Annotated in this window: 21 protein-coding genes, 3 pseudogenes and 1 riboswitch; of the genes and pseudogenes, 11 read left to right on the top strand and 13 right to left on the bottom strand. The window is 63.7% G+C overall.

Annotation, left to right across the window (positions count from 1 at the left end):
- Positions 1–4 precede the first annotated feature (4 nt).
- The 3 genes from moaD to uvrC form a co-directional block, all read right to left on the bottom strand.
- Positions 5–256, bottom strand: a complete 252-nt coding sequence (moaD, locus tag ACVWW1_RS23805) for a molybdopterin converting factor subunit 1 (RefSeq protein WP_212313445.1) — start codon at positions 254–256, stop codon at positions 5–7.
- On the bottom strand, positions 253–867 hold the full coding sequence (gene pgsA, locus ACVWW1_RS23800) for a CDP-diacylglycerol--glycerol-3-phosphate 3-phosphatidyltransferase (RefSeq protein WP_016844474.1): 615 nt from the start codon (positions 865–867) through the stop codon (positions 253–255). The genes moaD and pgsA overlap by 4 nt, the downstream gene beginning before the upstream one ends.
- Positions 868–1,059: 192 nt before the next feature.
- Positions 1,060–3,150 carry an excinuclease ABC subunit UvrC gene (uvrC, locus tag ACVWW1_RS23795; RefSeq protein ID WP_456657625.1) on the bottom strand — a complete coding sequence of 697 codons (2,091 nt, stop codon included), beginning with the start codon at positions 3,148–3,150 and terminating at the stop codon, positions 1,060–1,062.
- A 264-nt stretch (positions 3,151–3,414) separates the two neighbouring features.
- Here uvrC and ACVWW1_RS23790 point away from each other — a divergent pair, with 264 nt between their 5' ends.
- Positions 3,415–4,038, top strand: a complete 624-nt coding sequence (locus ACVWW1_RS23790) for an outer membrane protein (RefSeq protein WP_456657624.1) — start codon at positions 3,415–3,417, stop codon at positions 4,036–4,038.
- Positions 4,039–4,312: 274 nt separating this feature from the next.
- On the opposite strand, the gene ACVWW1_RS23785 is transcribed toward ACVWW1_RS23790, so the two are convergent.
- From ACVWW1_RS23785 to ACVWW1_RS23770, 4 genes are all read right to left on the bottom strand, one after another.
- Positions 4,313–4,525 (bottom strand): cold-shock protein, encoded by a 213-nt coding sequence (locus ACVWW1_RS23785; protein WP_016844477.1) that lies wholly within the window; start codon positions 4,523–4,525, stop codon positions 4,313–4,315.
- 260 nt (positions 4,526–4,785) lie between these two features.
- On the bottom strand, positions 4,786–5,646 hold the full coding sequence (locus ACVWW1_RS23780) for a 23S rRNA (adenine(2030)-N(6))-methyltransferase RlmJ (protein ID WP_456657623.1): 861 nt from the start codon (positions 5,644–5,646) through the stop codon (positions 4,786–4,788).
- Positions 5,647–5,804: 158 nt separating this feature from the next.
- Positions 5,805–6,428, bottom strand: a complete 624-nt coding sequence (locus ACVWW1_RS23775; protein WP_224924588.1) for a ribonuclease T2 family protein — start codon at positions 6,426–6,428, stop codon at positions 5,805–5,807.
- 177 nt (positions 6,429–6,605) lie between these two features.
- The gene (locus tag ACVWW1_RS23770) at positions 6,606–7,082 is read right to left on the bottom strand and encodes a hypothetical protein (RefSeq protein WP_176529290.1); all 477 of its coding nucleotides are present in this window, start codon (positions 7,080–7,082) and stop codon (positions 6,606–6,608) included.
- Positions 7,083–7,248: 166 nt separating this feature from the next.
- Between ACVWW1_RS23770 and ACVWW1_RS23765 the strand changes: the two genes are divergently transcribed.
- The 3 genes from ACVWW1_RS23765 to ACVWW1_RS23755 all read left to right on the top strand — a co-directional run bounded on the left by ACVWW1_RS23765 (position 7,249) and on the right by ACVWW1_RS23755 (position 11,082).
- Positions 7,249–7,548 (top strand): hypothetical protein, encoded by a 300-nt coding sequence (locus ACVWW1_RS23765; protein ID WP_176529291.1) that lies wholly within the window; start codon positions 7,249–7,251, stop codon positions 7,546–7,548.
- Positions 7,549–7,591: 43 nt separating this feature from the next.
- Positions 7,592–8,122 (top strand): DUF3617 domain-containing protein, encoded by a 531-nt coding sequence (locus ACVWW1_RS23760; protein WP_097671589.1) that lies wholly within the window; start codon positions 7,592–7,594, stop codon positions 8,120–8,122.
- A 902-nt stretch (positions 8,123–9,024) separates the two neighbouring features.
- Positions 9,025–11,082, top strand: a complete 2,058-nt coding sequence (locus tag ACVWW1_RS23755) for a TonB-dependent siderophore receptor (RefSeq protein WP_456657622.1) — start codon at positions 9,025–9,027, stop codon at positions 11,080–11,082.
- Here the strand turns inward: ACVWW1_RS23755 and ACVWW1_RS23750 are convergent, their stop codons facing one another.
- From ACVWW1_RS23750 to ACVWW1_RS23740, 3 genes are read right to left on the bottom strand one after another with little or no spacing between them, the layout of a single operon-like run.
- Positions 11,083–12,468: an ATP-binding protein gene (locus tag ACVWW1_RS23750; protein ID WP_456657621.1), complete on the bottom strand. Its 1,386-nt coding sequence runs from the start codon at positions 12,466–12,468 to the stop codon at positions 11,083–11,085.
- Positions 12,469–12,477: 9 nt separating this feature from the next.
- Positions 12,478–13,200: a response regulator gene (locus ACVWW1_RS23745; RefSeq protein ID WP_171948219.1), complete on the bottom strand. Its 723-nt coding sequence runs from the start codon at positions 13,198–13,200 to the stop codon at positions 12,478–12,480.
- Positions 13,201–13,202: 2 nt separating this feature from the next.
- Positions 13,203–13,751 carry a MarR family winged helix-turn-helix transcriptional regulator gene (locus ACVWW1_RS23740; protein ID WP_092124108.1) on the bottom strand — a complete coding sequence of 183 codons (549 nt, stop codon included), beginning with the start codon at positions 13,749–13,751 and terminating at the stop codon, positions 13,203–13,205.
- A 329-nt stretch (positions 13,752–14,080) separates the two neighbouring features.
- On the opposite strand from ACVWW1_RS23740, the gene ACVWW1_RS23735 reads away from it, so the two are divergent.
- From ACVWW1_RS23735 to ACVWW1_RS23715, 5 genes and pseudogenes are all read left to right on the top strand, one after another.
- On the top strand, positions 14,081–15,160 hold the full coding sequence (locus ACVWW1_RS23735; RefSeq protein ID WP_456657620.1) for a branched-chain amino acid aminotransferase: 1,080 nt from the start codon (positions 14,081–14,083) through the stop codon (positions 15,158–15,160).
- Positions 15,161–15,381: 221 nt separating this feature from the next.
- A pseudogene (locus ACVWW1_RS23730) lies at positions 15,382–16,105 on the top strand (ATP phosphoribosyltransferase regulatory subunit); the annotation flags it as partial.
- A 138-nt stretch (positions 16,106–16,243) separates the two neighbouring features.
- A pseudogene (locus ACVWW1_RS23725) lies at positions 16,244–16,933 on the top strand (ATP phosphoribosyltransferase regulatory subunit); the annotation flags it as partial.
- A gap of 123 nt (positions 16,934–17,056) precedes the next feature.
- Complete coding sequence (locus ACVWW1_RS23720) at positions 17,057–17,260, top strand: tautomerase family protein (RefSeq protein ID WP_044538952.1); 204 nt, start codon at positions 17,057–17,059, stop codon at positions 17,258–17,260.
- 56 nt (positions 17,261–17,316) lie between these two features.
- Positions 17,317–17,727: a thioesterase family protein gene (locus tag ACVWW1_RS23715; RefSeq protein WP_456657619.1), complete on the top strand. Its 411-nt coding sequence runs from the start codon at positions 17,317–17,319 to the stop codon at positions 17,725–17,727.
- Between the two features lie 171 nt (positions 17,728–17,898).
- Here the strand turns inward: ACVWW1_RS23715 and proC are convergent, their stop codons facing one another.
- On the bottom strand, positions 17,899–18,729 hold the full coding sequence (gene proC / locus ACVWW1_RS23710) for a pyrroline-5-carboxylate reductase (protein ID WP_456657618.1): 831 nt from the start codon (positions 18,727–18,729) through the stop codon (positions 17,899–17,901).
- A gap of 195 nt (positions 18,730–18,924) precedes the next feature.
- Positions 18,925–19,426, bottom strand: a pseudogene (locus ACVWW1_RS23705) (YbjN domain-containing protein).
- A gap of 444 nt (positions 19,427–19,870) precedes the next feature.
- A riboswitch (FMN riboswitch) is annotated at positions 19,871–20,025 on the top strand.
- Positions 20,026–20,103: 78 nt separating this feature from the next.
- On the opposite strand from ACVWW1_RS23705, the gene ACVWW1_RS23700 reads away from it, so the two are divergent.
- Entirely contained in the window at positions 20,104–20,685 is a 582-nt protein-coding gene (locus tag ACVWW1_RS23700) for a 6,7-dimethyl-8-ribityllumazine synthase (RefSeq protein WP_173638518.1), read from the top strand.
- A 109-nt stretch (positions 20,686–20,794) separates the two neighbouring features.
- Entirely contained in the window at positions 20,795–21,601 is an 807-nt protein-coding gene (locus ACVWW1_RS23695) for an SDR family NAD(P)-dependent oxidoreductase (RefSeq protein ID WP_207832682.1), read from the top strand.
- A 58-nt stretch (positions 21,602–21,659) separates the two neighbouring features.
- Here ACVWW1_RS23695 and ACVWW1_RS23690 read toward each other — a convergent pair whose 3' ends face one another.
- Positions 21,660–22,613 (bottom strand): ribose-phosphate pyrophosphokinase, encoded by a 954-nt coding sequence (locus ACVWW1_RS23690; protein WP_171948021.1) that lies wholly within the window; start codon positions 22,611–22,613, stop codon positions 21,660–21,662.
- Between the last annotated feature and the right edge of the window lie 90 nt (positions 22,614–22,703).

Here is a 22,703-nt window from a genome sequence, read left to right as displayed (position 1 = left end):
AGATCTAACCGCCGGTCATCGGCGGAAAGAATGCGATCTCGCGGGCGCCGGAGATCGCAGCATCCGGTTTGACATGGGCATGGTCGATCGCGGCGCGGATCACCGTCGGCTTCTCGAAAGCATGGGCGTAGCCGTCGTCGCGCGCGGCAAGCCAGCCGATCAGCTCGCCGACGGTGCGCACCTCGGCTGGCGGCTCGACGATCTCTTCGGTCTTGCCGATGCGTTCACGCACCCAGGCGAAATATTTCAGCTTCATCCCTCATCCTCCTTGATGAGATGATGGATGCCGGCACGGAAGTAATCCCAGCCGGTGTAGATCGTGAAGATCGCCGACATCCACAGCAGCACGATGCCGATCAGGGTCGTCGCCGGGAAGACCTGCTCGCCCGCTTCGCCCGCAATCAGAAAGCCGATCGCCACCAGCTGGATCGTGGTCTTCCATTTCGCAAGCTTGGTGACGGGAACGCTGACCCGCAGCCCCGCGAGGTATTCGCGCAGGCCCGAGACCAGGATCTCGCGGCACAAGATCACGATCGCTGCCCACAGCGTCCAGCCATGGATCGAATTGTCGGCGGCCAGCATCAGCAGGCTGGAGGCCACCAGGAGCTTGTCGGCGATCGGATCGAGCATCCGGCCGAAGGCGGACTGCTGGTCCCACATCCGGGCGTAATAGCCGTCGAGATAGTCGGTGATCCCGGCCGCAATGAACACGGCCAGCGCCACCCAGCGCAGCCACAACGGGCCGTCCAGGATCGATTGCCAGTAGACGCAGCCGATCACCACCGGGATCGCGGCGATCCGGGCGTAGGTCAGGATATTCGGGAGGGACATGGTCTTGGTCTGTCCCCGGGTCGTCGCGATGTTCATCCGTTCTACCAATACCGCTGAAGCCAGAAGGTCAACCGTGCGAGCGCCAAAGTACGGCGAGATTAGGCTGAATCGTCATGGCACCTTAGCCCCTTGTTTATGCATGATCTTTTCAGAACGTTGCCTGCCACTTTTCCGCATCATGCCCTAGATGCCCTGTCGCAGGCGACGCCCTGATGACTCGCCTTTGGTTTAACCCGGCTGGGCGTGGAAAAACTCGAAAATCTTGCGGGCACTCTCGGCGCTGACGCCGGGAACCTTGCCGAGGTCGGTGATCGAGGCCCGCTCGATCTCCTTGAGCGTTCCGAAGTGGTGCAGCAAGGCACGTTTGCGCGACGGGCCGATGCCCGGGATCTCCTGCAACCCGGCCTCGCGGATGTCCTTTTTGCGCAGCTTGCGGTGCGAGCCGATCACGAAGCGATGGGCCTCGTCGCGCAGCCGCTGGATGAAATAGAGCACCGGGTCGCGCGGCTCCAGCTTGATGGCCTCGCGGTCCGGCATGAACAGGGTTTCGCGCCCCGCATCGCGCTCCGGCCCCTTGGCCACCGCCATCAGCGAGACCTGGGTCAGCCCGAGGGTCTGAAAAATCTCCCGGACCGCGTTGAGCTGGCCGCGGCCGCCGTCGATGATGACGAGATCGGGCCATTGCGGGAACGAGTCGTCGTCCGCCTTGTCTTTTGCCTTGCTGGCTTCGCCCTCCGGCGGCTTCAGCAGCCGCTTGAAGCGGCGCTCCAGCACCTCGCGCATCATCCCGTAATCGTCGCCGGGCGTCAGCCCTTCGGACTTGATGTTGAATTTGCGGTACTGGTTCTTCATGAACCCGTCGGGTCCCGCCACGATCATCGCGCCGACTGCGTTGGTGCCCTGGATGTGGCTGTTGTCGTAGACCTCGATGCGCTTGGGCGTATGCGGCAGGCCGAGCGTCGTGACCATGCCCTCCAGCAGCCGGCTTTGCGTCGCGGTATCGGCGAGCTTGCGGCCGAGCGCCTCGCGCGCGTTGGTGAGCGCGTGGCCGATCAGCTCCTTCTTCTCGCCGCGCTTGGGCACGGAGACCTCGACCTTGGATCCGGCCTTCACCGACAGCGCGTCGGCGAGCAATGCGCTTTCCTCGATCTCGTGCGACAGCAGGATCAGCTTCGGCGGCGGCTTGTCGTCGTAGAATTGCGCAAGGAATGAGGACAGCACCTCCTCGGGCGTGAAGCTCTTTTCCGCGCGTGGGAAATAGGCGCGATTGCCCCAGTTCTGGCCGGTGCGGAAGAAGAACACCTCGACGCAGGAATAGCCGCCTTCCTGGTGGATCGCGAACACATCGGCCTCTTCGACCGTGCGCGGGTTGATGCCCTGCTGCGACTGGATCGCCGACAGTGCCGCGAGGCGGTCGCGGTACAGCGCCGCGGTCTCGAACTCGAGCTCGCCGGAGGCCTTCTCCATCTCGGCCGCGAGCAATTGCTTCACGGCGTGGCTGCGGCCGGAGAGGAATTCGGTCGCCTCGCGCACCAGCTCGCCATAGCCGGGGAAATCGATCTCGCGCGTGCAGGGGCCGGCGCAGCGCTTGATCTGATAGAGCAGGCAGGGCCGGCTGCGGCTCTCGAAGAAGCCGTCGGTGCAGGAGCGGATCAGGAACGCGCGCTGCAGCGCCGTGATGGTGCGGTTGACCGCGCCGGCGTTGGCGAACGGGCCGAAATAGCGTCCGGGCCGCGACTGCGCGCCGCGATGCTTGAGAATCTGCGGCGCCCAATGGTCGCCGGTGATCAGAATATAGGGAAACGACTTGTCGTCGCGCAGCTGCACATTGAAGCGCGGCCGGAGCTGCTTGATCAGATTGGCTTCGAGCAGCAGCGCCTCGGTCTCGGTCATGGTCGAGACGATCTCGACATGCGTGGTCGCCGCGATCATGCGCAGGATGCGCGCCGGCAGCGGCGCGTTGGCCCGCGCATAGGACGACAGCCGCTTTTTGACGTTCTTCGCCTTGCCGACATAGAGCACGTCGTTGGCGGCGTTGAGCATGCGGTAGACGCCGGGCGAGGTCGGGGCGAGGCGGACCGCGTTCTCGATCGCCTCATGCCCGATCGAGAGCGTCCTCTCGGCGATTGTCTCGGCGGCGTCCTCCGATGCCTCGGGAAGACGCGCGTCATCCTCCTCCTCGGTGGCGGAGGTTTCCGGATCGACGTCGCTCGTGTCGAGCGTCAGGTCGTCCTGAGGCAGATCGGACTTTGGACTGCGCCGCGCCTTGGGATCAGCCTTGGGGGCCGGCGTCGGACGCTCGGGAGAATCGTGAACCATGGGCCGTAAATTAAGCGCTTGAGCGACCGGTCGCCAGCGCTGGCGGCGCAGGAAAACAACCCCGATTGCAGGGCGTTACTGGCCCAGCGCGGCCGGCCGGGACGGGTCGGTAACACATTTTTAAGACTGATGAGCGGGCCGCTAACCGGGCTTAACAACCCTTTAACTTAAAACTCTCGATAAACCTTAGCGAAAAAAGTGGAATTCCGTAACCACGCCGGCCCTGGGCCTGCGGGCTGCGGCAGTTGCGTGTGGAGAGTACCCATGACCCGGTTTGTTGCGCGTGCGCTGGCACTGATCGTCGCAGGCTGGACGACCTCGGCGGCGGCGGCCGATCTCAACTACGGCTCGCCCTATACCGTCTATCAGCCGCTCAATGCCTACAGTTGGGCCGGCCCCTATCTCGGCGGCAACGTCGGCTACGGCTGGGGTTCGGTCGAGAACAACCCGACCAAGCCGTCCGGTTTCGTCGGCGGCGTGCAAGCCGGCTACAATTTCCAGAACGGCTCTCCGTGGGTGTTCGGCATCGAGGCCGATATCCAGGGCACCACCGCCGACGATCGGTTCGCGCCCTGGAAGTTCTCCAACCCGTGGTTCGGCACGGTGCGCGGCCGCGCCGGCTATGCGGTCAACAACGTGCTGTTCTACGCGACCGGCGGTCTCGCCTTCGGCGAACTGCGCGGCGAGACCTTCGGCATATCGGAGTCGCATACCAATGCGGGCTTCGCAGTCGGCGCCGGCGCCGAAATGGGCTTTGCCCCGAACTGGAGCGCCAAGATCGAATATCTCTACGTCGATCTCGCCAACAGCAACTTCACGATCACCGGCGGCGCGCCGAACGGCTACAGCTTCAGCCTGGTTCGCGCCGGCATCAACTATCACTTCTGAGAACAAGAAAACGTCTGACATCAACTCCCGGCCGCGCCTCGCGCGGCCGGGTTTTTCTTTTGTGCTGATCGCTTGGACATGACGCATGGAGCGTGCGCGCGGCAGCGTCCGCGAATCCAGTCGGTGAGCCGCACGCACCCGATATGCGGGCACCGCCAATCGCGTCCGCATCATGCAGGTGGTCGTGCAGCGAGCGCGAGCCACGCGCCCGGCAGTCAACTCACACGCAACGCTTCATTCGCCGTTCATCACGAGCCACGCACGCGCGCGCTCGTCATGAAACCACCAGGTTGACCGCCTTCGGGCCCTTGCCCTTCTTGTCGGGTTCAACCTCGAACGTAATGCGCTGTCCTTCAGTCAGGTCCTTCAAGCCTGCACGCTCGACAGCTGTGATGTGAACGAACACATCGCGGCCGCCATCATCAGGCTTGATGAAGCCATAGCCACGCTCTCCGTTGAAGAACTTGACTGTCCCAGTCATGGCCATCGGGAAACTCCTCCCCCGTATTGCTCCACCGCTACGCGCACGCCGCGTAGCGGTTGACCGACATTCGCTTGTCGGAAGCTTGGCCACCTGAACAGGCCGGCGTCACGCCGCCGGTCTGCCTGGATTTTATTTCGGCCTTGTCACTCCGCCGCAACCATTCGCGGAAGCGGAACGTAAAGCCAGTCGTAACAGGATGAGCATAATACGGTTCCGCGCGCGTTGCCTATGCTCAAATAGAACTTTTCAGTGGGTGCTACCGATCAAGGTTTAGGCGTTTCGAGTCTGAAGCGTCCGGCGCCGCCTTGACCAAGCGGTCTCTCGAGTTCGGGCAGGATGATCTTCAGCTCGCCCGCCAGCGTCCACGGCGGATTCACCATCAAAAGCCCGGTGGAAACGAGGCCTGCGCCGGTTTCTTGCGGCGCCACACTGAATTCCAAACGCAAGCATTTGCCCGCGGGCCGACTGCTTGCTGCTGCTGCTGCCACGCTGCGCGCGAGCTCGTCGGTAGCTCTCCGGGTTTTTACGGGGTACCACAAAAGATACGTGCCGGTCGGCCACTTCGCGAACGCTTCGGTGAAGGCACTCGCCAGCCGCTCGAACTCGTCCTTCGCTTCGAATGGCGGATCGATCAGCACCAGGCCGCGCCGTTCGTTCGGCGGCACGAATGCGGGCAGTGCCATCCAGCCGTCGAGATCGACGACGCGCGCCTGCGCATCGCGTCGCAATGCATCGATCAATTGCTTGCGCGCCACGGGCTCGATCTCGCAGGCCGTCATACGGTCTTGCGGACGCAGCAGCGCCCGCGCGATCAACGGCGAGCCGGGATAGGCTTTCAACTCGCCTCTCGGATTGAATGCCCTGACGATGTCGAGATAGGGCGCGATCAGCGGCATCGCCTTGTCGGACAGTCGTGCCTGCATCAGCCGCGCGATGCCGGTCAGCCATTCGCCGCCGCGCTGCGCTTCGCTCGACGTCAAATCATAGAGGCCAGCGCCGGCATGGGTGTCGATGACGCGGAACGGCGCCTGCTTCTCCTGCAGGTAGGTGAGCATGCGCACCAGCACGATGTGCTTGATGACGTCGGCAAAGCTGCCGGCATGAAAGGCGTGACGATAGTTCATGCGATGACGCTGCGCTCCAGAGGGTGCGCATGTTGTACTGCGTCATGCCCGGCCTGTCCCGGGCATCTATGCCTTATCTCGCTGGTTTCGTGATGGCGTCCATGGCCGGGACACTCGGCGCGACAACGCGTTTGCCCGGCCCTGACGCTGACGAGACTTCAGCCGCCGCGAACCGGCGGCATCAGCACCTCATCGCGGCGGCAGGCGCGGCGATCAATTTCCTCGCAGGAACGGAATTGCAGATCCTTGCTGAGGCAGATCCGCACCTCGCTGAGCCGCTTGCTGTCGCAGGTCACCGAGATCGCGGAGTTGCTGAGCCCCGGATTGGCCTTGATGAACGCCGTCTCCAGCTCGTCGGGCGCGATCGTCTTCGGCTCCGTCAATTGCAGGAATTCCTCGGGGATCTTCACCGCGGCGCGGGCCTTGCGGATGGCTTCGAAATAGGCCCGTTCGCCGAGGCCGGAGCAGGTGCCGTGCTTGTCCCACTCGTTGTAGATCAGCCCGGGCGCCGGCATCAGGTCGAGCATCGAGGTCATGATGTTGCGGGCGAGGCGGGGCGAGGGCCGCTGGCAGTATTCCGGAAAGCCCCGCTCATACTGAGGCCACAGCCCGTGCACCACGAACGAGTACGGCCGTCCGCCGCACTGCGCCTGCGTACCGCGGCCGTTGTTGCCGCGCTCGCTCGCCGCCTCGCAGAACGAGGGCGACCACGACAGCGACAGCACATAGAAATCGAACTCGCCGGGCGCATTCTGCCGGCGATCCTGGGCCGAGGCCCCCATCGCACCACACAGAACAAAGGCAATTGAAATCAGAAATCGGGAAATTGCGACCAACCGAAGCATCAAACGCTCCCCTCACGCGACCATTCAGAGCCTAGCAGGCCACTAGAACATTTCAAGAACAAAAAGCCGCCGTCTGGACGGCGGCGGCTTCTGCTTCAGCAATCTGGTCGGAGATCAGGGCCGGGCGGCCTTGCAGGACGGGTTATAGGCCCAGTTGCGGTCCAGCCCGGCGACGCACCAATCGACGCCCTGGTTGGTGCCGGCAAAGCCGCCATCCTCGATGATCGAATAGTGCACCTTGCGCACTTTGCCGTCGCTCAACACCGCGTCTCCCGAGCAATAGCGGCGCGGAATGTTGTCGGACTGCCAGGGGCGGAACGCGGTTTCGTGGATCCGGCTGAAGCCGGTGATCACGAGCGGCGAATTCCAGAAGGTGGCTTCTTTCTCATGGAATTGATCGCTGATGGTCGCCAGGGCCCTCTCGCAGGGGGCCACATTGCCGTCATAGCGCGGTCCGGACAGCCAGAAATTCAATTCGAACGGATTGGCGGCCTGAGCCGTGCCCCCGAACGCCAGAAGGCCGACCACGAGCGCGGCGCCGAGGCCAAGCGTGTGGCTGAGTTTATTGGGGGAGTTGAACAGGTTGCACATGGGAATCCACCCGATGATCAGATGCGGCGGACGGTGCCGTGAAGCCCCGGCAAGGTCAAGTGCAGCGCGGCAACACCTGCGGAGAAGTCCACCTCAAGCAGCCGGCTCGTTCTTTCCATGGTCGCCGGCGCACTCTATGTTGGTCACAAGCGAAATGGAGTCTGCGATGCGAAGGAAATTGGCCGCGTGCCTGGTTGCCGTTTGCGGGATGCTGGCCGTTGGTCCGGCGCGAGCCGACTGGATGCAGCCGGTGCCGCCGTTCAAGGGCAATGATACCGGCGGTATCATCGCCTATACGCTGGCGGCCCAGACCGACGCGCGGCAGCTCGCCGTCGATCACTGCGCTTCCTACGGCAAGGTGGTCAAGTTCCTTGCGATGCAGCGCTACCCGGGTGGCTACATCTCGTTCGCCTGCCGCTGGGTGCCCTACGGTTCGGCCCAGAGGCCGGTGCGCACGCTCTACTGAGCGCACTCCAGATCCTTCGATCGTTCAGCCGGGAGCTCACCGCATGACCCGACAGCTTGCCTTGCTTGGTTCTGCTGTTTGCCTTGTCCTGTCCACTGGTGCCGCGAGCGCCGTCGACCTGCCGATCCGCAAGGCCGGTCTGTGGGAGATGAAAATGGTGCGCACCGGCGGGCCGATGCCGGAAATCACCATGCAGCACTGCACCGACGAGACCACCGACAAGGAGATGAGCGCGGCGGCCTCGCCGATGGCCAAGGAAGTCTGCTCCAAGCAGGACATCCAGAAGACCGCGACCGGCTATGTCAGCGACAGCGTGTGCAGCGTCGCCGGCATGTCGATGAAGAGCCATGCCGAGATCGTCGGCGATTTCAATTCCGCCTACACGGTCAAGAGCACCTCGCACGCGGAAGGCGGCGCGGCCGGCTCCCGCGACACCACGATGACCATCGAGGCGAAATGGCTCGGCGCCTGCAAGAGCGACCAGAAGCCCGGTGACATCATCATGCCCGGTGGCATGAAGATGAACGTCAAGGATATGGAAAAGCTGAAGGGCCTCCTGCCCAAGCAGAAATAGGCGCAGCGCCTTCGCTTGCCGCCGCGCGCCCAGAGCACGCCCTCTCTCATGTTGAGAGGGCGTGACGTTTTGCACCACCATCATTGCAGCGAGCCCGCGCCAAGACTGCCAAGCGGCTTTGCGCTGCCCGTCATTGCGCGTGCGTTCGTGCGACCTGTCTTGCAATGATGTCGTTGGGCCGCGTGCGCCAACTCCGTCATGCCAGCGTATTCGCTTTACCACTGTCGCCGACGGTTGACGCCAAGCGCCGTCTCGGCGCACGCCGGCCTCTCACCTTCAATAGATTGGATGTCGAACATGATGTCCGGTGTTGGTCGCGGCCACGCGCAATACACGACGGCATTGCAGGGCGACATCAACATCATTGAATGATCGCTGCGTGCCTCGCACGCGAGACTCTCTGAGAGAGCGAGGACGTGCAGCGAATTCCTCGCGCTGAAAAATTTGCTGCGACAACATGTCTTTTTGAATCGCTCCAGTGTTGCGCATCTTGAATCGTTCCAGTGTCGTGCATCGCGCGCTTCAATGGATTCTATTTTGCGCGTGTGGAGTCTCGCTCATCCCGCCGATAGAAGTCCGCCCCAATCGAGCCCACTCAATGACGAGCGCGCGGCTCGATCAAGATCAGCCTGGGGAAGTGTGGGGATTGCTTGGTGGGAATGGCTTCGTCGCGGAGCAAGCGCAGCTTGCTTGCATCAACGGCTGCGATCAACGCAGTGTTTCTCGGTTCGGTCATGCTTGTGTCGATGGATGCAAACGTCGCCAGCGCTCAGGCACAAACCAGCGCTCCGCAGAACAATGTCAGCGTGCTTCCAGCCGTAACCGTGGATGAACCTGGCGCTGCAAGGAAACGTAGCGCCGTCGCTTCAAGTCGGAACACCAGATCTTCGCGCACCACCGTGGTGAGCCGACGCCGTGCTGCTGCGGCGCCCGCTCAGACCCAGGCTCCGCGGTCGCAAGGCGCTGCCGGCACGATCGGTACGACGACCGGCTACGTTGCGACCGGCAGCACGGTCGGCACCAAGACCAACACCGCGCTGATCGAGACGCCGCAGTCGCTTTCGGTCGTCACGCAAAAGGAGCTCAGGGATCGTAACGTTCAGACGCTCAAGGACGCCGTCAATTACACGCCCGGCGTCACGACCACGGCGTTCGGCTATGATCCCCGGTTCGATAGTTTCTACATCCGCGGCTTCGATGCGACCTATACGGGGATCTATCGCGACGGCCTGCGCCAGGGCGGCGGCAACTTCGCCATTCCCAAGATCGAACCTTACGGTCTCGACAGCGTGTCGATCCTGCGCGGCCCGGCCTCGGGCCTCTATGGCCTCGGCTCGCCGGGCGGCATCGTGGACGTCACCACCAAGCGGCCGCCGCTGACATCGTTCGGTGAGGTAGAGCTGCAGGGTGGCACCTACGACCGTTACCAGGGCAGCTTTGACATTGGTGGTCCGGTGCCCGGCAGTGATCAGCTGTACTACCGGCTGACGGGTTTGCTCCGTGACGCGAAGACCTGGTATCCCGGCAACGACGACGATCGGACCTATATCGCGCCTGCGCTGACCTGGCGGCCGGACGTCGATACGTCCTTCACGATCCTCAGCGAATATCAAAGCAACCGAACCGCCGCGAGCATCGGCAACTTCCGCACGCCCGACGGACAATTGACCAACATCTACTCGAATGATCCGGCCTTCAGCGCCATGGATCAGAAACAATATCGTATCGGCTACGCGTTCGAGCACAATGTCGACGACGTCTGGACGGTGCGGCAGAACTTCCGCTTCTATCAGGTCGACACCGACGCCAAATACACCCAGATCGATTCCATCGACAGCAGCACCAATCTCGCGTCGCGGTCCGCCTGGCGGATCCTGGATAGCTTCAATACCTTGACGCTCGACAACCAGGCCGAAGCCAAGTTCATGCTCGGCGCGATCAAGAACACGGCGCTGTTCGGCGTCGACTACGGCCACTCCTACTACAACGACAAGATCGGCTACGGGCCGGCTCCCGATCTCAATCTGCTGACGATGAATTACGGTGCCCAGGCGATCGCGTCGCCGGCATTCTCGATTTTTAACAAGCAGTCGACCGACGAGGTCGGGGTCTATGCGCAGGAGCAGGCCAGGCTCGGCGGCTTCATTCTGACGCTCAATGGGCGCCAGAGCTGGGTCTCGCAGACGACGACCGCAGGCCTGGACGGCGTGCCGTCAACGCAGAAGGCGACCGCCTTCACGGGCCGCGCGGGCCTCGCTTACGTCTTCGACAATGGCGTTGCGCCCTATGTCAGCTACGCGACGGCATTCGCCCCGCAGGTCGGCGTCGACGCATCGGGATCGCCGTTCAAGCCGACCACCGGCGAGCAGAAGGAGATCGGCATCAAGTACCAGATGCCGCAGGTGCCGGTGCTGTTGACTGCCGCGGTGTTCGACATCACGCAGGACAACGTGCTGCGCACCGATCCGAACAACATGGCGTTCCAGGCGGCAACCGGGCAAGTCGAATCGAAGGGCGTGGAGCTCGAGGCGAAGCTGGCGCTCAAGCAGGGATTTGATCTCACCGCGGCCTACACCCATCTCAACGTCGCGATCACGCAGGGCAATCCCGACACGACCGGCAATGAGCTCTCCGGCATTCCGAGGAACTCCTTCGCCGCCTTCGGCAAATACACGTTCCAGTCCGGCGTCCCCGTCGAAGGGCTCGGGCTTGGTCTCGGAGTCCGTTACATCGGGACCAACTTCGGCAACGACCAGAACACGTTCCAGAATGCGGCGAGAACGTTGTTCGATGCCGTGATCGACTACGATCTCGGCAAGCTGGATCGGCGATTCCTCGGAGCTACCATGCGCTTGAACGCGACCAATCTGTTCGACACGCATTACCAGACCTGCCAGTCCGGCTACTGCTATGCCGGCGAGCGGCGTCAGGTGATCGGCACCTTGTCTTACCGCTGGTAGCTACACCGGCACCCGCACCGCCGCGCGCAGGCCGCCCATCGGGCTTTCGCCGAGCATGATGTCGCCGCCATGCGAGCGGGCGATGTCGCGCGCGATCGCAAGTCCGAGGCCGCTGCCGCCTTCGTCCTGGTTGCGGGCGTCGTCGAGCCGCAGGAAGGGCTTGAACACTTCCTCGCGCATGTCGGCGGGGATGCCGGGGCCGTCGTCGTCGACGGTGATGTTGAGATAGCGATGGTCGCGCTGGCCGGTGATCGAGATCGTGTTGGCGTGGCGCGCCGCGTTGGAGACGAGGTTGGCGAGGCAGCGCTTGAACGAGGCCGGTTTCACCGTGACGACGGGCAGGCCGTGGAACGCGACGGTCGCGGTGTGGCCGTGGCGTTCGGCGTCGCTGCGCAATTCCTCCAGCGCCATAGCCATGTCGGTCGGCTGCGCGACCTCGCCGGAATCGCCGCGCGCGAAGGCAAGGTAATCCTCCAGCATCATCGACATCTCGTCGACGTCCTTGCGCATCGCGTCGATCTCGGGGCCTTCGCCGATCAAGGCGAGTTCGAGCTTGAAGCGGGTCAGGATGGTACGCAAATCATGCGACACACCGGCGAGCATCGCGGTGCGCTGCTCGATCGAACGCTCGACGCGCTCCTTCATCTCGATGAAGGCCTGTGCCGCGCGCCGCACCTCGCGCGCGCCGCGCGGCCGGAAGTTCGGTGCCTCGCGGCCCTTGCCGAAGCTTTCGGCGGCATCGGCCAGTCTGAGGATCGGCTTGATCTGGTTGCGCAGGAACAGCACGGCGACGATCAGCAGGATCGACGAGGTGCCGACCATCCAGAAGATGAAGATCTCCGAGTTGGAGGCGTAGGCCGCGCTGCGCTGGGCGAAGATGCGCATCACGGAATCGTCGAGCTGGACGCGGATCTCGACCAGGTTGGACTTGCCGACCGTGTCGATCCAGAACGGACGGCTGATCTGGCGGCCGAGCTGCACCGACAGGGTCTGGTCGAGCAGCGAGAAGAACGGCTTCGGCCCCGGCGGCGGCATGTCGCCGGCGGGGAGGAAGTCGACCACGAGCTGCAGCTTCTGGGCGATGCGGCGCAGCTGCGCGCGGTCCTTGTCCTGCGGATAGCTCTTGTAGACGTCGATCAGCGCCGCGATGTCGGAGACCACCGCGGCCGACAGGCGCCGCGTCACCGTGTTCCAGTGCCGCTCCATGAACACGAACGCGACCACGGTCTGCAGGATCACCATCGGCACGATCATGATCAGCAGCGCGCGCGCATAGAGGCCGGTCGGCATCCAGCTCTTGAACGCATTGCCCATCCAGCCGTTCGCCTTCGAGACGCGCTGCGAGGCGTTCTTGATCAGGGTCAGGCCGGTGTCGAGCGTGCTCATGGCTGCATCTTACGGCGAGGCGACCAGGCGATAGCCGATGCCGCGTACCGCCTGCAGGAACAGCGGATTAGCGGGATCGTGCTCGATCTTGCGGCGCAGGCGGTTGATCTGGACGTCGACCGCGCGCTCGTTGACGGTGCCGCCGCTGGTCAGTTCGCCGCGCGGCACGGTCTCGCCGGGTGCGCTTGCGAGGATACGCAGCATCTCGCGCTCGCGGTCGGTGAGGTGGATGATCTCCTCCCCCTGGCGCAGCTCGCTGCGCTCGATGTGGAAGATGTAGGGGCCGAACGCGATCTGCTCGACCACCGTGACTTGCGGCGGCGCGGTGCGCTTGAGGATATTGCCGATGCGCAGCACCAGCTCGCGGGGCTCGAACGGCTTGGCGACATAGTCGTCGGCGCCGATCTGCAGGCCCTCGATGCGGGCTTCCGCCTCATGGCGGGCGGTCAGCATGATGATCGGCACCGTCGAGGAGGTGCGGATGAAGCGAGCGAGGTCGAAGCCGTTCTCGCCGGGCATCATCACGTCGAGGATGAGCAGGTCGAAATGCAGCCCGAGCAGCTTGGCGCGCGCGTCGGTGGCGCTCATGGCCGTCGTGACGCGATAGCCTTCGCCGGAGAGAAAGCGCGACAACAGGTCGCGAATGCGCCGGTCGTCATCGACCAGCAGGAGATGCGGCGCATCGTCGGCCGGCTCGACCGGCGTGCGCACCAGAGTTGCAGCCTGCACCAGGTTCACTCCCTTGTTTTTCTGCCGCCGCCGAAGATCGCTTCGAGCACCTTGTCGGGATCGTCGCGGTCGATCATCGCGCGGAGGAATTGCCGAACCGTCTCGACGCCAGCCGGATCGATGCCGGCGATCGCGCGGTTGATGCGGTCGGTCTGCAACCCTGCGAGCTTGGCGACCAGCGCCTCGCCCTTCGGCGTTGCGTAGAGCAGGCGCTGCCGGCGGTCGTTGTTGCCGGTCTTCTGCACGATGTAGCCTTCGTCCAGCAGCTGCTTGAGCACGCGTCCGAGCGACTGCTTGGTGATGCGCAGGACGTCGAGCAGGTCGGCGACCTTCAGGCCGGGATAGCGGGTGACAAAGTGGATGACGCGGTGGTGGGCGCGGCCGAAGCCGAACGCCTCCAGTTCCTGGTCGGCGTCGCCGACAAAGTCGCGGTAGGCGAAGAACAAGAGCTCGATGATGTCCCAGCGGAGGTCGCGGCCGCCCGCCGCAGGAGCGTGATCATCTCCCTGCGAATCGGGCTTGGCAGCCATGCCTGAGAAATTTATGTCAGTCATATTGACGTATCTTGGGTTCAATGTTACAAAACTGCCTGTCACGACGAAACATTAGGTCGCTTCGTCCCCGACAGCGTTTGAGGCGGCCTGAAAAAGCCTGTGAGGCGGTTTGGGCCGCAAATTGGACTACCGTGCGATTGTCGAGCGGCATTTCGGCAAACATACTGGACTTCAGCACTCCGCAAAAGCATGTCTGAACGGCATGTTGGCGATGGAAGCCGGCCGGGTTGCCGACGGTGGTGAAGTTCGCACCAGCCGAGCCGGGAGGCTCCGGGGAAACAGGCCGATGCCCGGTATGGCGCCGGTTCCGACAGCGGAAAGCAAGAAAAATGACTTTGAAATTCGACATCCAGCCTTCGCCGAATCCCACGTCCGACAAGGATCGCGCGGCGAAGCTCGTGGACCCGGGCTTCGGCCGCGTCTTTACCGACCACATGGCGATCGTCCGCTACAGCCAGGGCAAGGGGTGGCACAGCGCCCGCGTCGAGGCACGCGCGAATTTTCCGCTCGATCCGGCCGGCGCGGTGCTGCACTACGCCCAGGAGATTTTCGAAGGTCTCAAGGCCTACAGGCGCGACGATGGCGGTGTGAACCTGTTCCGTCCCGACGCCAATGCCCGGCGCTTCCACGATTCGGCCGAGCGCATGGCGATGGCGCCGCTGCCCGAAGAGGTGTTCATCGAGGCGGTCGAGCAGTTGGTGCGGATCGATCGCGCCTGGATCCCGGGCGGCGAGGGCAGCCTCTATCTGCGACCCTTCATGATCGCGAGCGAGGTCTTCCTCGGCGTGAAGCCATCGGCGGAATACATCTTCTCCGTCATCGCATCGCCGGTCGGCTCCTATTTCAAGGGCGGTCCCGCGCCGGTGTCGATCTGGGTGTCGGAGAATTACACGCGTGCCGCAATCGGCGGCACCGGCGCCGTCAAGTGCGGCGGCAACTATGCCGCAAGCCTGCGCGCGCAGGCCGAGGCGATCGAGCGCGGCTGCGACCAGGTCGTGTTCCTCGACGCTGTCGAGCGCCGCTACATCGAGGAACTCGGTGGCATGAACATCTTCTTCGCGTTCGACGACGGCTCGCTGCTGACGCCGCCGCTCGGCACCATCCTGCCCGGCATCACCCGCGACTCGATCATCGCGCTTGCCAAGGATACCGGCACGCGCGTGCGCGAGGAGCCCTACACGATCCAGCAGTGGCGTGCCGACGCCGCCAGCGGCAAGCTGAAGGAAGCCTTCGCCTGCGGCACCGCGGCCGTCATTTCGCCGATCGGCAAGGTGTGCTCGGCGAGCGGCGACTTCCAGATCGGCGGCGGCGTCGCCGGCCCGGTCGCGATGGGCCTGCGCAAGAAGCTGGTCGACATCCAGTACGGTCGCACCAACGACCCGCATAACTGGATCAGGAACGTCGCGTAAGTCAGGTACGCTCCATCGCTCGCTCTTGGAGGGTGGGGTGACGGCCTTATCCGCACCGGGATGTTTGGAGAGCCCCCCTCACCCGGAATTCAAGCTTTGCTTGAATTCCGACCTCTCCCCGCAAGCGGGGCGAGTTAAGAAGGCGCCAGACGCTTGCGGCACAGAGCCCTGCCTGATAACCCGGCCTTGAAGTCAATACTGACTTGCAGCCGACGTATGACATGGCCGAGAAACCCAAAAAACCCCAGAAACTGAAGGCGCGCCTGCCGCGCGGGCTGGAAGATCGCGGCCCGGCCGCGATCAATGCCACGCGGGCGATGGTCGAGAAGATCCGCGCCGTGTACGAGCTCTACGGCTTCGAGCCGGTGGAGACGCCGGCGATGGAATATACCGATGCGCTCGGCAAATTCCTGCCCGACCAGGACCGGCCCAACGAGGGCGTGTTCTCGTTCCAGGACGATGACGAGCAGTGGATCTCGCTGCGCTACGACCTGACCGCGCCGCTGGCGCGCTATGTCGCGGAAAATTTCGACGCGCTGCCTAAGCCCTATCGGTCCTATCGCTTCGGCTATGTCTTCCGCAACGAGAAGCCGGGTCCCGGCCCGCTTCCGCCAGTTCATGCAGTTCGACGCCGATACGGTCGGCTCGGCGACGCCGGCGGCCGACGCCGAGATTTGCATGATGGCGGCCGACACGATGGAAGCGCTCGGCATTCCGCGCGGCTCCTATGTCGTCAAGGTGAACAACCGCAAGGTGCTCGACGGCCTGATGGAAAGTATCGGCCTCGGCGGTGAGGAGAACGCAGGACGCCGGCTTACGGTGCTGCGGGCGATAGACAAGCTGGACAAATTTCCACTCGATGAAGTGGCGAAGCTACTAGGCCCTGGCCGATGGGATGGCGGCGAAGAGGGCAAGGGCGATTTTACCAAGGGAGCCGGCCTCTCCGACGATGGAATATCCAGCGTCGTCAACTTTACTGGTTGGGGCGAGCGTGGATCTGGTTCCAAGAGCGAGTACTCATCGAATGACGTGACCATCGCGAATTTTGAATCAGTTGTCGGCGGCAATCGATTGGGCCTCGAGGGGATCGCGGAGCTATCGCAAATCAAGGAACTAGTTGCCGCCGCAGGCTATGATCAAAGTCGAATTGTTATCGACCCCTCAGTCGTCCGCGGCCTCGAATACTATACCGGCCCGGTCTACGAGGTTGAGCTGCTGCTCGACACCAAGGACGAGAAAGGCCGCCCGGTGCGGTTCGGCTCGGTCGGTGGCGGCGGCCGCTATGACGGGCTCGTGTCGCGCTTCCGCGGCGAGCCGGTGCCTGCCACCGGTTTCTCGATCGGCGTCTCGCGCTTGCAGGCCGCGCTGACGATGCTCGGTAAGCTCGAGACACGCCCCGAGTTCGGACCCGTCGTCGTGACCGTGTTCGATCGCGATCGTGTCGCCGACTACCAGAAAATGGTCGCGGACCTACGCAACGCAAATATCCGTGCCGAGCTTTATCTCGGTAATCCCAAGAACATGGGCAACCAGCTCAAATATGCCGATCGTCGCAATTCGCCCTGCGTAATTATCCAAGGTTCAGATGAAAAGAATGATCCTGCCGGACCGCAGGTCATCATTAAGAATCTCATTCTTGGTGCGCATCTTGCAACCATTGAGAAGGATCGAGACGAGTATTTGCAAAAGCAGGCGCAATTGCAGGTCAAAGTTGCGGAGGCGTTATTAGTTGAGGAAGTTCGGAAGCTTCTGAATTGGCATGACTTAAGGTAGGGATAGCCATTCGCTCAGCGACCGATGACCTGCCTTGTGCCCGGCACCCACCTCTTGTTTGATGGATGCGACGTGAATGGTCGGGACAAGCCGGCCATGACGACAACAAGAGGGAGAGCAACAATGCCTGAGATCACCGTGAGCATGGCCGCCGGCCGCACCGACGAGCAGAAGGCCGGCATGATGCGCGACATCACCCAGGCGCTGGTGAAAAACCTTGGCGTCGATGCCGATGCCGTCGTGATCCAGATCAACGAAGCGCCGCTGCATCACAAGATGAAGGGCGGCAAGACCTTCGTCGAGCGCGCCGCCGCCGCGAAGAAATAACTACATTCACTTCGTCGTCCCTGCTTTCGCAGGGACGACGGTCTTTTGAGGCGCTAATGGACGCACGCGACTTCATCAAGATCGGCATGAGCGCTGAACGCATGCTCGTGGTGCCGCCGGAGCGTACGGTCGGGCATTTCGTGCCCGGCATGCCGATGGTCTACGCGACGCCGATGATGATCCTCGAAATGGAGATGGCGTCGGGTGATGCCATCCGCGATGCGCTGCAGCCCGGCTGGGTCACGGTCGGTACCGAGGTCGATATCCGCCATCTCGCCGCCGCGCTTGTCGGCGCTACCGTACGGACCACCGCAAAGGTGATCGCGGTCGAACGTCGCGTGATCCGCTTCGCGGTCGAGGCCTTTGAAGGCACGCGCAAGCTCGGCGAAGGCCGTCACGCCCGCGGCCTGATCAATGTCGAGAGCTTCAACAGGCGGCTCGGCAGGACCTCGGGCCAAGCGCAGTAGATGAAGGTGTTGGCGCGGCCGAATCCACTTGTTCGGGCGTCATCCTGAGGAGCGCGCAGCGCGTCTCGAAGGATGGGCCACGGGCCGTGCACCCTTCGAGGCTCGCTTGCGCTCGCACCTCCAGCGACAAAGGCGAAGCCTTTGCGCGGGGGTGACGGGTTTGTTAAAGTGTTACTTCGCCAATTCCTTCGAGCGTCGCGTCGCCGCAGCGATCGCGCGGGTCATCAGCGGCTGCATGCCGTCGCTCGCCATCAGCACCTCGAGCGCGGCCGCCGTGGTGCCGCCGGGCGAGGTGACATTCTGCCGCAGCGTCGCCGACGGCAGATCGGAGCGATGCAGCAACTCGCCGGAGCCGGCGACGGTTGCGCGCGCCAGCGTGGTCGCGAGCTGCTCGGGCAGGCCGGCCGCGACACCGGCGCGGGCGAGCTCCTCGGCGAGCAGGAACACATAGGCCGGCCCTGAGCCGGAGACCGCGGTCACCGCGTCCATCAGGTTCTCATCGTCGACCCATTCGACCAGCCCGGTCGCTTTCAGCAGCGCATCCGTCATGGCGCGCTGCGCGGCGGTGACGCGCTTTGACGGCACCGCGACCGTGATGCCGCGGCCGATCGCCGCCGGCGTGTTCGGCATCGCGCGCACCACCGCGCCGCCGACCACCTCTTCCAGCGCTGACATCGTCGTGCCGGCCATGATCGAGACCACGAGTGTCGACGGGCCGACCAACAACCTCAGCGCGGCGCCGGCGTCGCGGAACGATTGCGGCTTCACCGCGACGACCAGCGTGTCGACCGTGCCAAGATCCGTCGCCTGCGGATTGAGCCGCACGCCCTTCGCGGCAAGTGCGGAAATCTCCGGCGAAAGATGTGGATCGATCACCGCGACATGCTTGGGCGAGAGGCCCTGCGCGAGCCAGCCGGTCAGCATTGCGCCGCCCATCTTGCCCGCGCCCGCAAGCGCGATGATGCCGGAAGTGTTCGTCAATGCGTTGCTGGATGTGTTCACGGGTGGCTCCACAAACTCTGTGTCGTCCCTGCCTAGTGCGCAATTGCGCACGGGAGCAGGGACCCATAACCACAGGCGGTTCTAGTGAACCGAGGGGCGGGCGACAAGCAGTATGCGCGACCACTGACGCCGCGGAGTATGGGTCCCTGCTTCCGCAGGGACGACGCTGAAGGTGTGGAAAGGCCGGGCGAAACCCTACGCCTCGCCCTCGGTATCGAACATCGCCGCGGCCATCGCCTCGGCGGTCGACTTGCCGGCCCACACCACGAACTGGAACGCCGGATAGTAGCGCTCGCAGGCGTGGATCGCGTTGACCACCATGGCCTCGCATTGTGCGGTGGAGGCGGTGAGGCCGCCGGGCAGCACCAGCGCCTGGCGATGCATCACCATGCCGGTGTGGGTCCACAGGTCAAAATGGCCGACCCACAATTGCTCGTTGATCGCGGCGACCAGCCGCTGCACTTCGGCGAGCCGCGCCTGCGGCATCTTCATGTCGAAGGCGCATGCAAGATGCAGCGCCTCGATCTCTCCCCATCCAGGTGAAGGAGAGCTGATAATCGATCCAGTCTCCCTTGGAGACAATCGTCACCTCATCTTCGCCGGAACGCTCGAACGCCCAGTTGTTGTCAGTGGCGATATCCTCGACCACCGCAAGCGGGTTGTTCCGGGAATCGATAATGCTTTCGAGGAGGGACATGCCGTCTCGGACCTTGTTCTTATGATCGCTTGATACGCACACGGAAGCCGGCACTTGCGACATACTGCGTCGTGGCCGAGTGCAGTTCCTTGACCGGGCTTCCGGATGCCCCTGGACCTGACGCCGATGAAGTGATGTGATTTGCGGAATCCGCGCAACCGCACGCCGAGTCCGTCCACAGCCAAAGCGCGCATCGTCCACAGCTGATCTCCGCCACACTTGTGATTTTGCGAACAATTCGGAATCTAGGCGTTCGCGTAACGATTTATTAACCATTTGCGGGCGCCTCGCCGCACGCGTGAATCAGCCTTTCGGGCGCTCACTTCTCTCTGCAAGGGCCGCAGCGCGCTCATGGGGACATGCCGTTTCCCCATGCCAAAGGTGCTTGCCCAGCTGTCGCGGTTTGGTCATATTTCGCCTCAGGCACGTCCATCCCGGGCGTGCCGATGTTCTCAGGGCGGGGTGAAAATCCCCACCGGCGGTAAAGGGTGATGAGCCCAAGCCCGCGAGCGCCTTCTTCCGCGAAGCCGGAGGAAGGGTCAGCAGATTCGGTGCAATTCCGAAGCCGACGGTTACAGTCCGGATGAAAGAGAACGGTTGCGGCAGCCAACGCGATTTTCGCGTGGGCTTGTGTCGTTGTCCGTGTGCCCTGATTCTGGTCCTGAAAGAGGAAAGCCATGAATCAGATGTTGCAAGACCAAGACCTTCAAGCTTCTCAAGTCCAGACCTCCCAAGCAGAAAGCCTTCCCGATACGCCGGCTCGTCCGCCGGCGCCGGAGCATCCGCACTTCGCCAAGCCGCAGCGCGTTGCCTTCGTGCAGTCGTCCTGGCATCGCGATGTGGTGGAAGAGTGCCGCATCTCCTTCCTGAAGGAGATCGAGGCGCGCCACATCACCAATGTCGATGTGTTCGAGGTGCCGGGCTCGTTCGAGATCCCGCTGCACGCGCAACTGCTGGCGAAGACCCGCCGCTACACCGCGATCGTCGCGGCCGGTCTCGTGGTCGATGGCGGCATCTACCGCCACGAATTCGTCGCCGACACCGTGATCAAGGCGCTGATGGATGTGCAGTTGCGCACCGAGGTGCCGGTGTTCTCGGCGGTGCTGACGCCGCAGCAATTCCACGAGACCGAGGTGCATTACGACTTCTTCCGCAAGCACTTCGTCATCAAGGGGATCGAGGTCGCGGAGGCCTGCGCCAACACGTTGCTCAGCCTGGAACGTCTGCGCGGCCAGGTCGCGGCGGGAATACCCGGCTAGTTCAAGGCCCGACGCAAAAGCGATTCCGGCATGCGTGCCGGGATCGCTGTCGCAGCCAGCGCGTTCGGTTATGCTTGCCGGCATAATCAGAACGCGCGGGAGGCGCCCCATGACCGAACAACAATCTTCCGACTGGCTCGGCCTGTCGGGCCGCGTTGCCGTCGTCACCGGCGGAGGCGGCGGCATCGGCCGCGCCACCGCGGTCAGTTTCGCGCGCGCCGGCGCCAGGGTCGCCGCGCTCGATCGCGACGAGCGCGGGCTTGCGGAGACCAAGGCAAAGCTTCGCGAGTTCGGCGATGGTCATCTCGTCGCGAGCTGCGACACGACCAGCGAGGACAACGTCGCGGCTGCGGCCGATGCCGTCGCGCGAACGCTTGGCCCCAGCGACATCCTCGTCAACACCGCGGCGGTGTTGCGCCCCGGCGGGCTCGATACGCTGCCGCTCGCCGAATGGAACGCGGTGCTGGCGGTCAATCTTACCGGCTATTTCATCTGCGCGCAGGCGTTCGGCCGCCAGATGCGCAAGGCCGGACGCGGCAGTCTCATCCACGTCGCCTCGATCGCCGCCAGCAATGCGCAGGGGCAGAGCGGCGCCTACAGCGTCAGCAAGGCCGCCGTCGTGATGCTCTCGCAGCAACTCTCCGCTGAATGGGGGCCGCACGGCATCCGCAGCAATGTGGTCAGCCCGGGCCTTGTCGTCACGCCGATGAGCCAGGCCTTCTACGACACGCCCGGGGTCACCGAGCGGCGCACCGCCGTGGTGCCGATGCGCCGGATCGGCGCGCCGCAGGACATGGCGGATGCGACCCTGTTCCTGGCGAGCGACCGCGCGTCATACGTCAATGGTGAGGAGATCATCGTCGACGGCGGCTATGCGCGGACGCTGATGAGCCACGTGCCGCGACCGGGGTTTTGAGTTGGTGGCCGCTGCCGCAAACTCGGTGTCGTCCCGGCCTTGAGCCGGGACGACACATTCAATCGAACAGGCTGGAGACCGACTCTTCCGCCGCGGTGCGGCCGATCGCTTCGGCAATCAGGCCGGCGATCGAGATCTGGCGAATGTTCGGCGCCTTGTTGACGGCTTCGGTCGGCAGGATCGAGTCGGTGATGACCAGCTCCTTCAGCCGCGACGAGGCAATCCGCGCGGCGGCGCCGCCGGACAGCACGCCGTGGGTGATGTAGGCCGAGACTTCCTTGGCGCCGTGCGCGATCAGCGCCTCGGCCGCGTTCACCAGCGTGCCGCCGGAGTCGACGATGTCGTCGACCAGGATGCAGTTGTAGCCGGCGACGTCGCCGATCACGTTCATCACCTCGGACTCACCGGGGCGCTCGCGGCGCTTGTCGACGATCGCAAGCGGGGTGTTGATGCGCTTGGCGAGGCCGCGGGCACGCGCCACGCCGCCGACGTCGGGCGACACCACCATCACCTTGGCGAGGTCGAACTTCTCACGGATATCGCGCACCATCAGGGGCGCCGCGAACAGATTGTCGGTCGGGATGTCGAAGAAGCCCTGGATCTGGCCGGCGTGCAGGTCGAGCGTCATGACGCGATCGACGCCGGAGTGCGAGATCAGGTTGGCGACGAGCTTGGCCGAGATCGGCGTACGCGAGCCGGACCTGCGATCCTGCCTGGCGTAGCCGAAATAGGGCACCACCGCGGTGATGCGGCGCGCCGAGGAACGGCGCAGCGCGTCGGTGATGATCAGAAGCTCCATCAGATTGTCGTTGGCCGGATACGACGTCGACTGAATGATGAACATGTCCGACCCGCGGACGTTCTCCTGGATCTCGACGAAGATCTCCATGTCGGCGAAGCGCCGGACCACGGCCTTGGTCAGTTCGATGCCAAGTCCCTTAGCGATGTCCTGCGCCAGCGCAGGATTGGAGTTGCCGGCGACGAGCTTGATTGATCCGTTCTTTGCCGACATCGATGCTTCCCCCCGCGCCTTGCTGGATACGACGTTCAGCATCTCAAGTCCTTACAGAACCGGCGGGTTTTCGGTGCGCGAGGGAATATC

The sequence above is a fragment of the Bradyrhizobium sp. JR3.5 genome (genome assembly GCF_054057015.1).
Note: the sequence above shows the minus strand (reverse complement) of the source record. Positions and strands in the feature narration are given on the sequence as shown.

Excerpts from the sequence above, each read along its gene's own strand:
- ACVWW1_RS23780 (WP_456657623.1), bottom strand. The coding sequence starts at position 5,646 with ATGAACTATCGTCACGCCTTTCATGCCGGCAGCTTTGCCGACGTCATC.
- ACVWW1_RS23760 (WP_097671589.1), top strand. The coding sequence starts at position 7,592 with ATGACCCGACAGCTTGCCTTGCTTGGTTCTGCTGTTTGCCTTGTCCTG.
- ACVWW1_RS23715 (WP_456657619.1), top strand. The coding sequence starts at position 17,317 with ATGGACGCACGCGACTTCATCAAGATCGGCATGAGCGCTGAACGCATG.
- ACVWW1_RS23740 (WP_092124108.1), bottom strand. The coding sequence starts at position 13,751 with ATGACTGACATAAATTTCTCAGGCATGGCTGCCAAGCCCGATTCGCAG.
- moaD (WP_212313445.1), bottom strand. The coding sequence starts at position 256 with ATGAAGCTGAAATATTTCGCCTGGGTGCGTGAACGCATCGGCAAGACC.
- uvrC (WP_456657625.1), bottom strand. The coding sequence starts at position 3,150 with ATGGTTCACGATTCTCCCGAGCGTCCGACGCCGGCCCCCAAGGCTGAT.
- ACVWW1_RS23750 (WP_456657621.1), bottom strand. The coding sequence starts at position 12,468 with ATGAGCACGCTCGACACCGGCCTGACCCTGATCAAGAACGCCTCGCAG.
- ACVWW1_RS23695 (WP_207832682.1), top strand. The coding sequence starts at position 20,795 with ATGACCGAACAACAATCTTCCGACTGGCTCGGCCTGTCGGGCCGCGTT.
- ACVWW1_RS23735 (WP_456657620.1), top strand. The coding sequence starts at position 14,081 with ATGACTTTGAAATTCGACATCCAGCCTTCGCCGAATCCCACGTCCGAC.
- ACVWW1_RS23785 (WP_016844477.1), bottom strand. The coding sequence starts at position 4,525 with ATGGCCATGACTGGGACAGTCAAGTTCTTCAACGGAGAGCGTGGCTAT.
- ACVWW1_RS23770 (WP_176529290.1), bottom strand. The coding sequence starts at position 7,082 with ATGTGCAACCTGTTCAACTCCCCCAATAAACTCAGCCACACGCTTGGC.
- ACVWW1_RS23700 (WP_173638518.1), top strand. The coding sequence starts at position 20,104 with ATGAATCAGATGTTGCAAGACCAAGACCTTCAAGCTTCTCAAGTCCAG.
- ACVWW1_RS23775 (WP_224924588.1), bottom strand. The coding sequence starts at position 6,428 with ATGGGGGCCTCGGCCCAGGATCGCCGGCAGAATGCGCCCGGCGAGTTC.
- pgsA (WP_016844474.1), bottom strand. The coding sequence starts at position 867 with ATGAACATCGCGACGACCCGGGGACAGACCAAGACCATGTCCCTCCCG.
- ACVWW1_RS23790 (WP_456657624.1), top strand. The coding sequence starts at position 3,415 with ATGACCCGGTTTGTTGCGCGTGCGCTGGCACTGATCGTCGCAGGCTGG.
- ACVWW1_RS23690 (WP_171948021.1), bottom strand. The coding sequence starts at position 22,613 with ATGTCGGCAAAGAACGGATCAATCAAGCTCGTCGCCGGCAACTCCAAT.
- ACVWW1_RS23765 (WP_176529291.1), top strand. The coding sequence starts at position 7,249 with ATGCGAAGGAAATTGGCCGCGTGCCTGGTTGCCGTTTGCGGGATGCTG.
- ACVWW1_RS23720 (WP_044538952.1), top strand. The coding sequence starts at position 17,057 with ATGCCTGAGATCACCGTGAGCATGGCCGCCGGCCGCACCGACGAGCAG.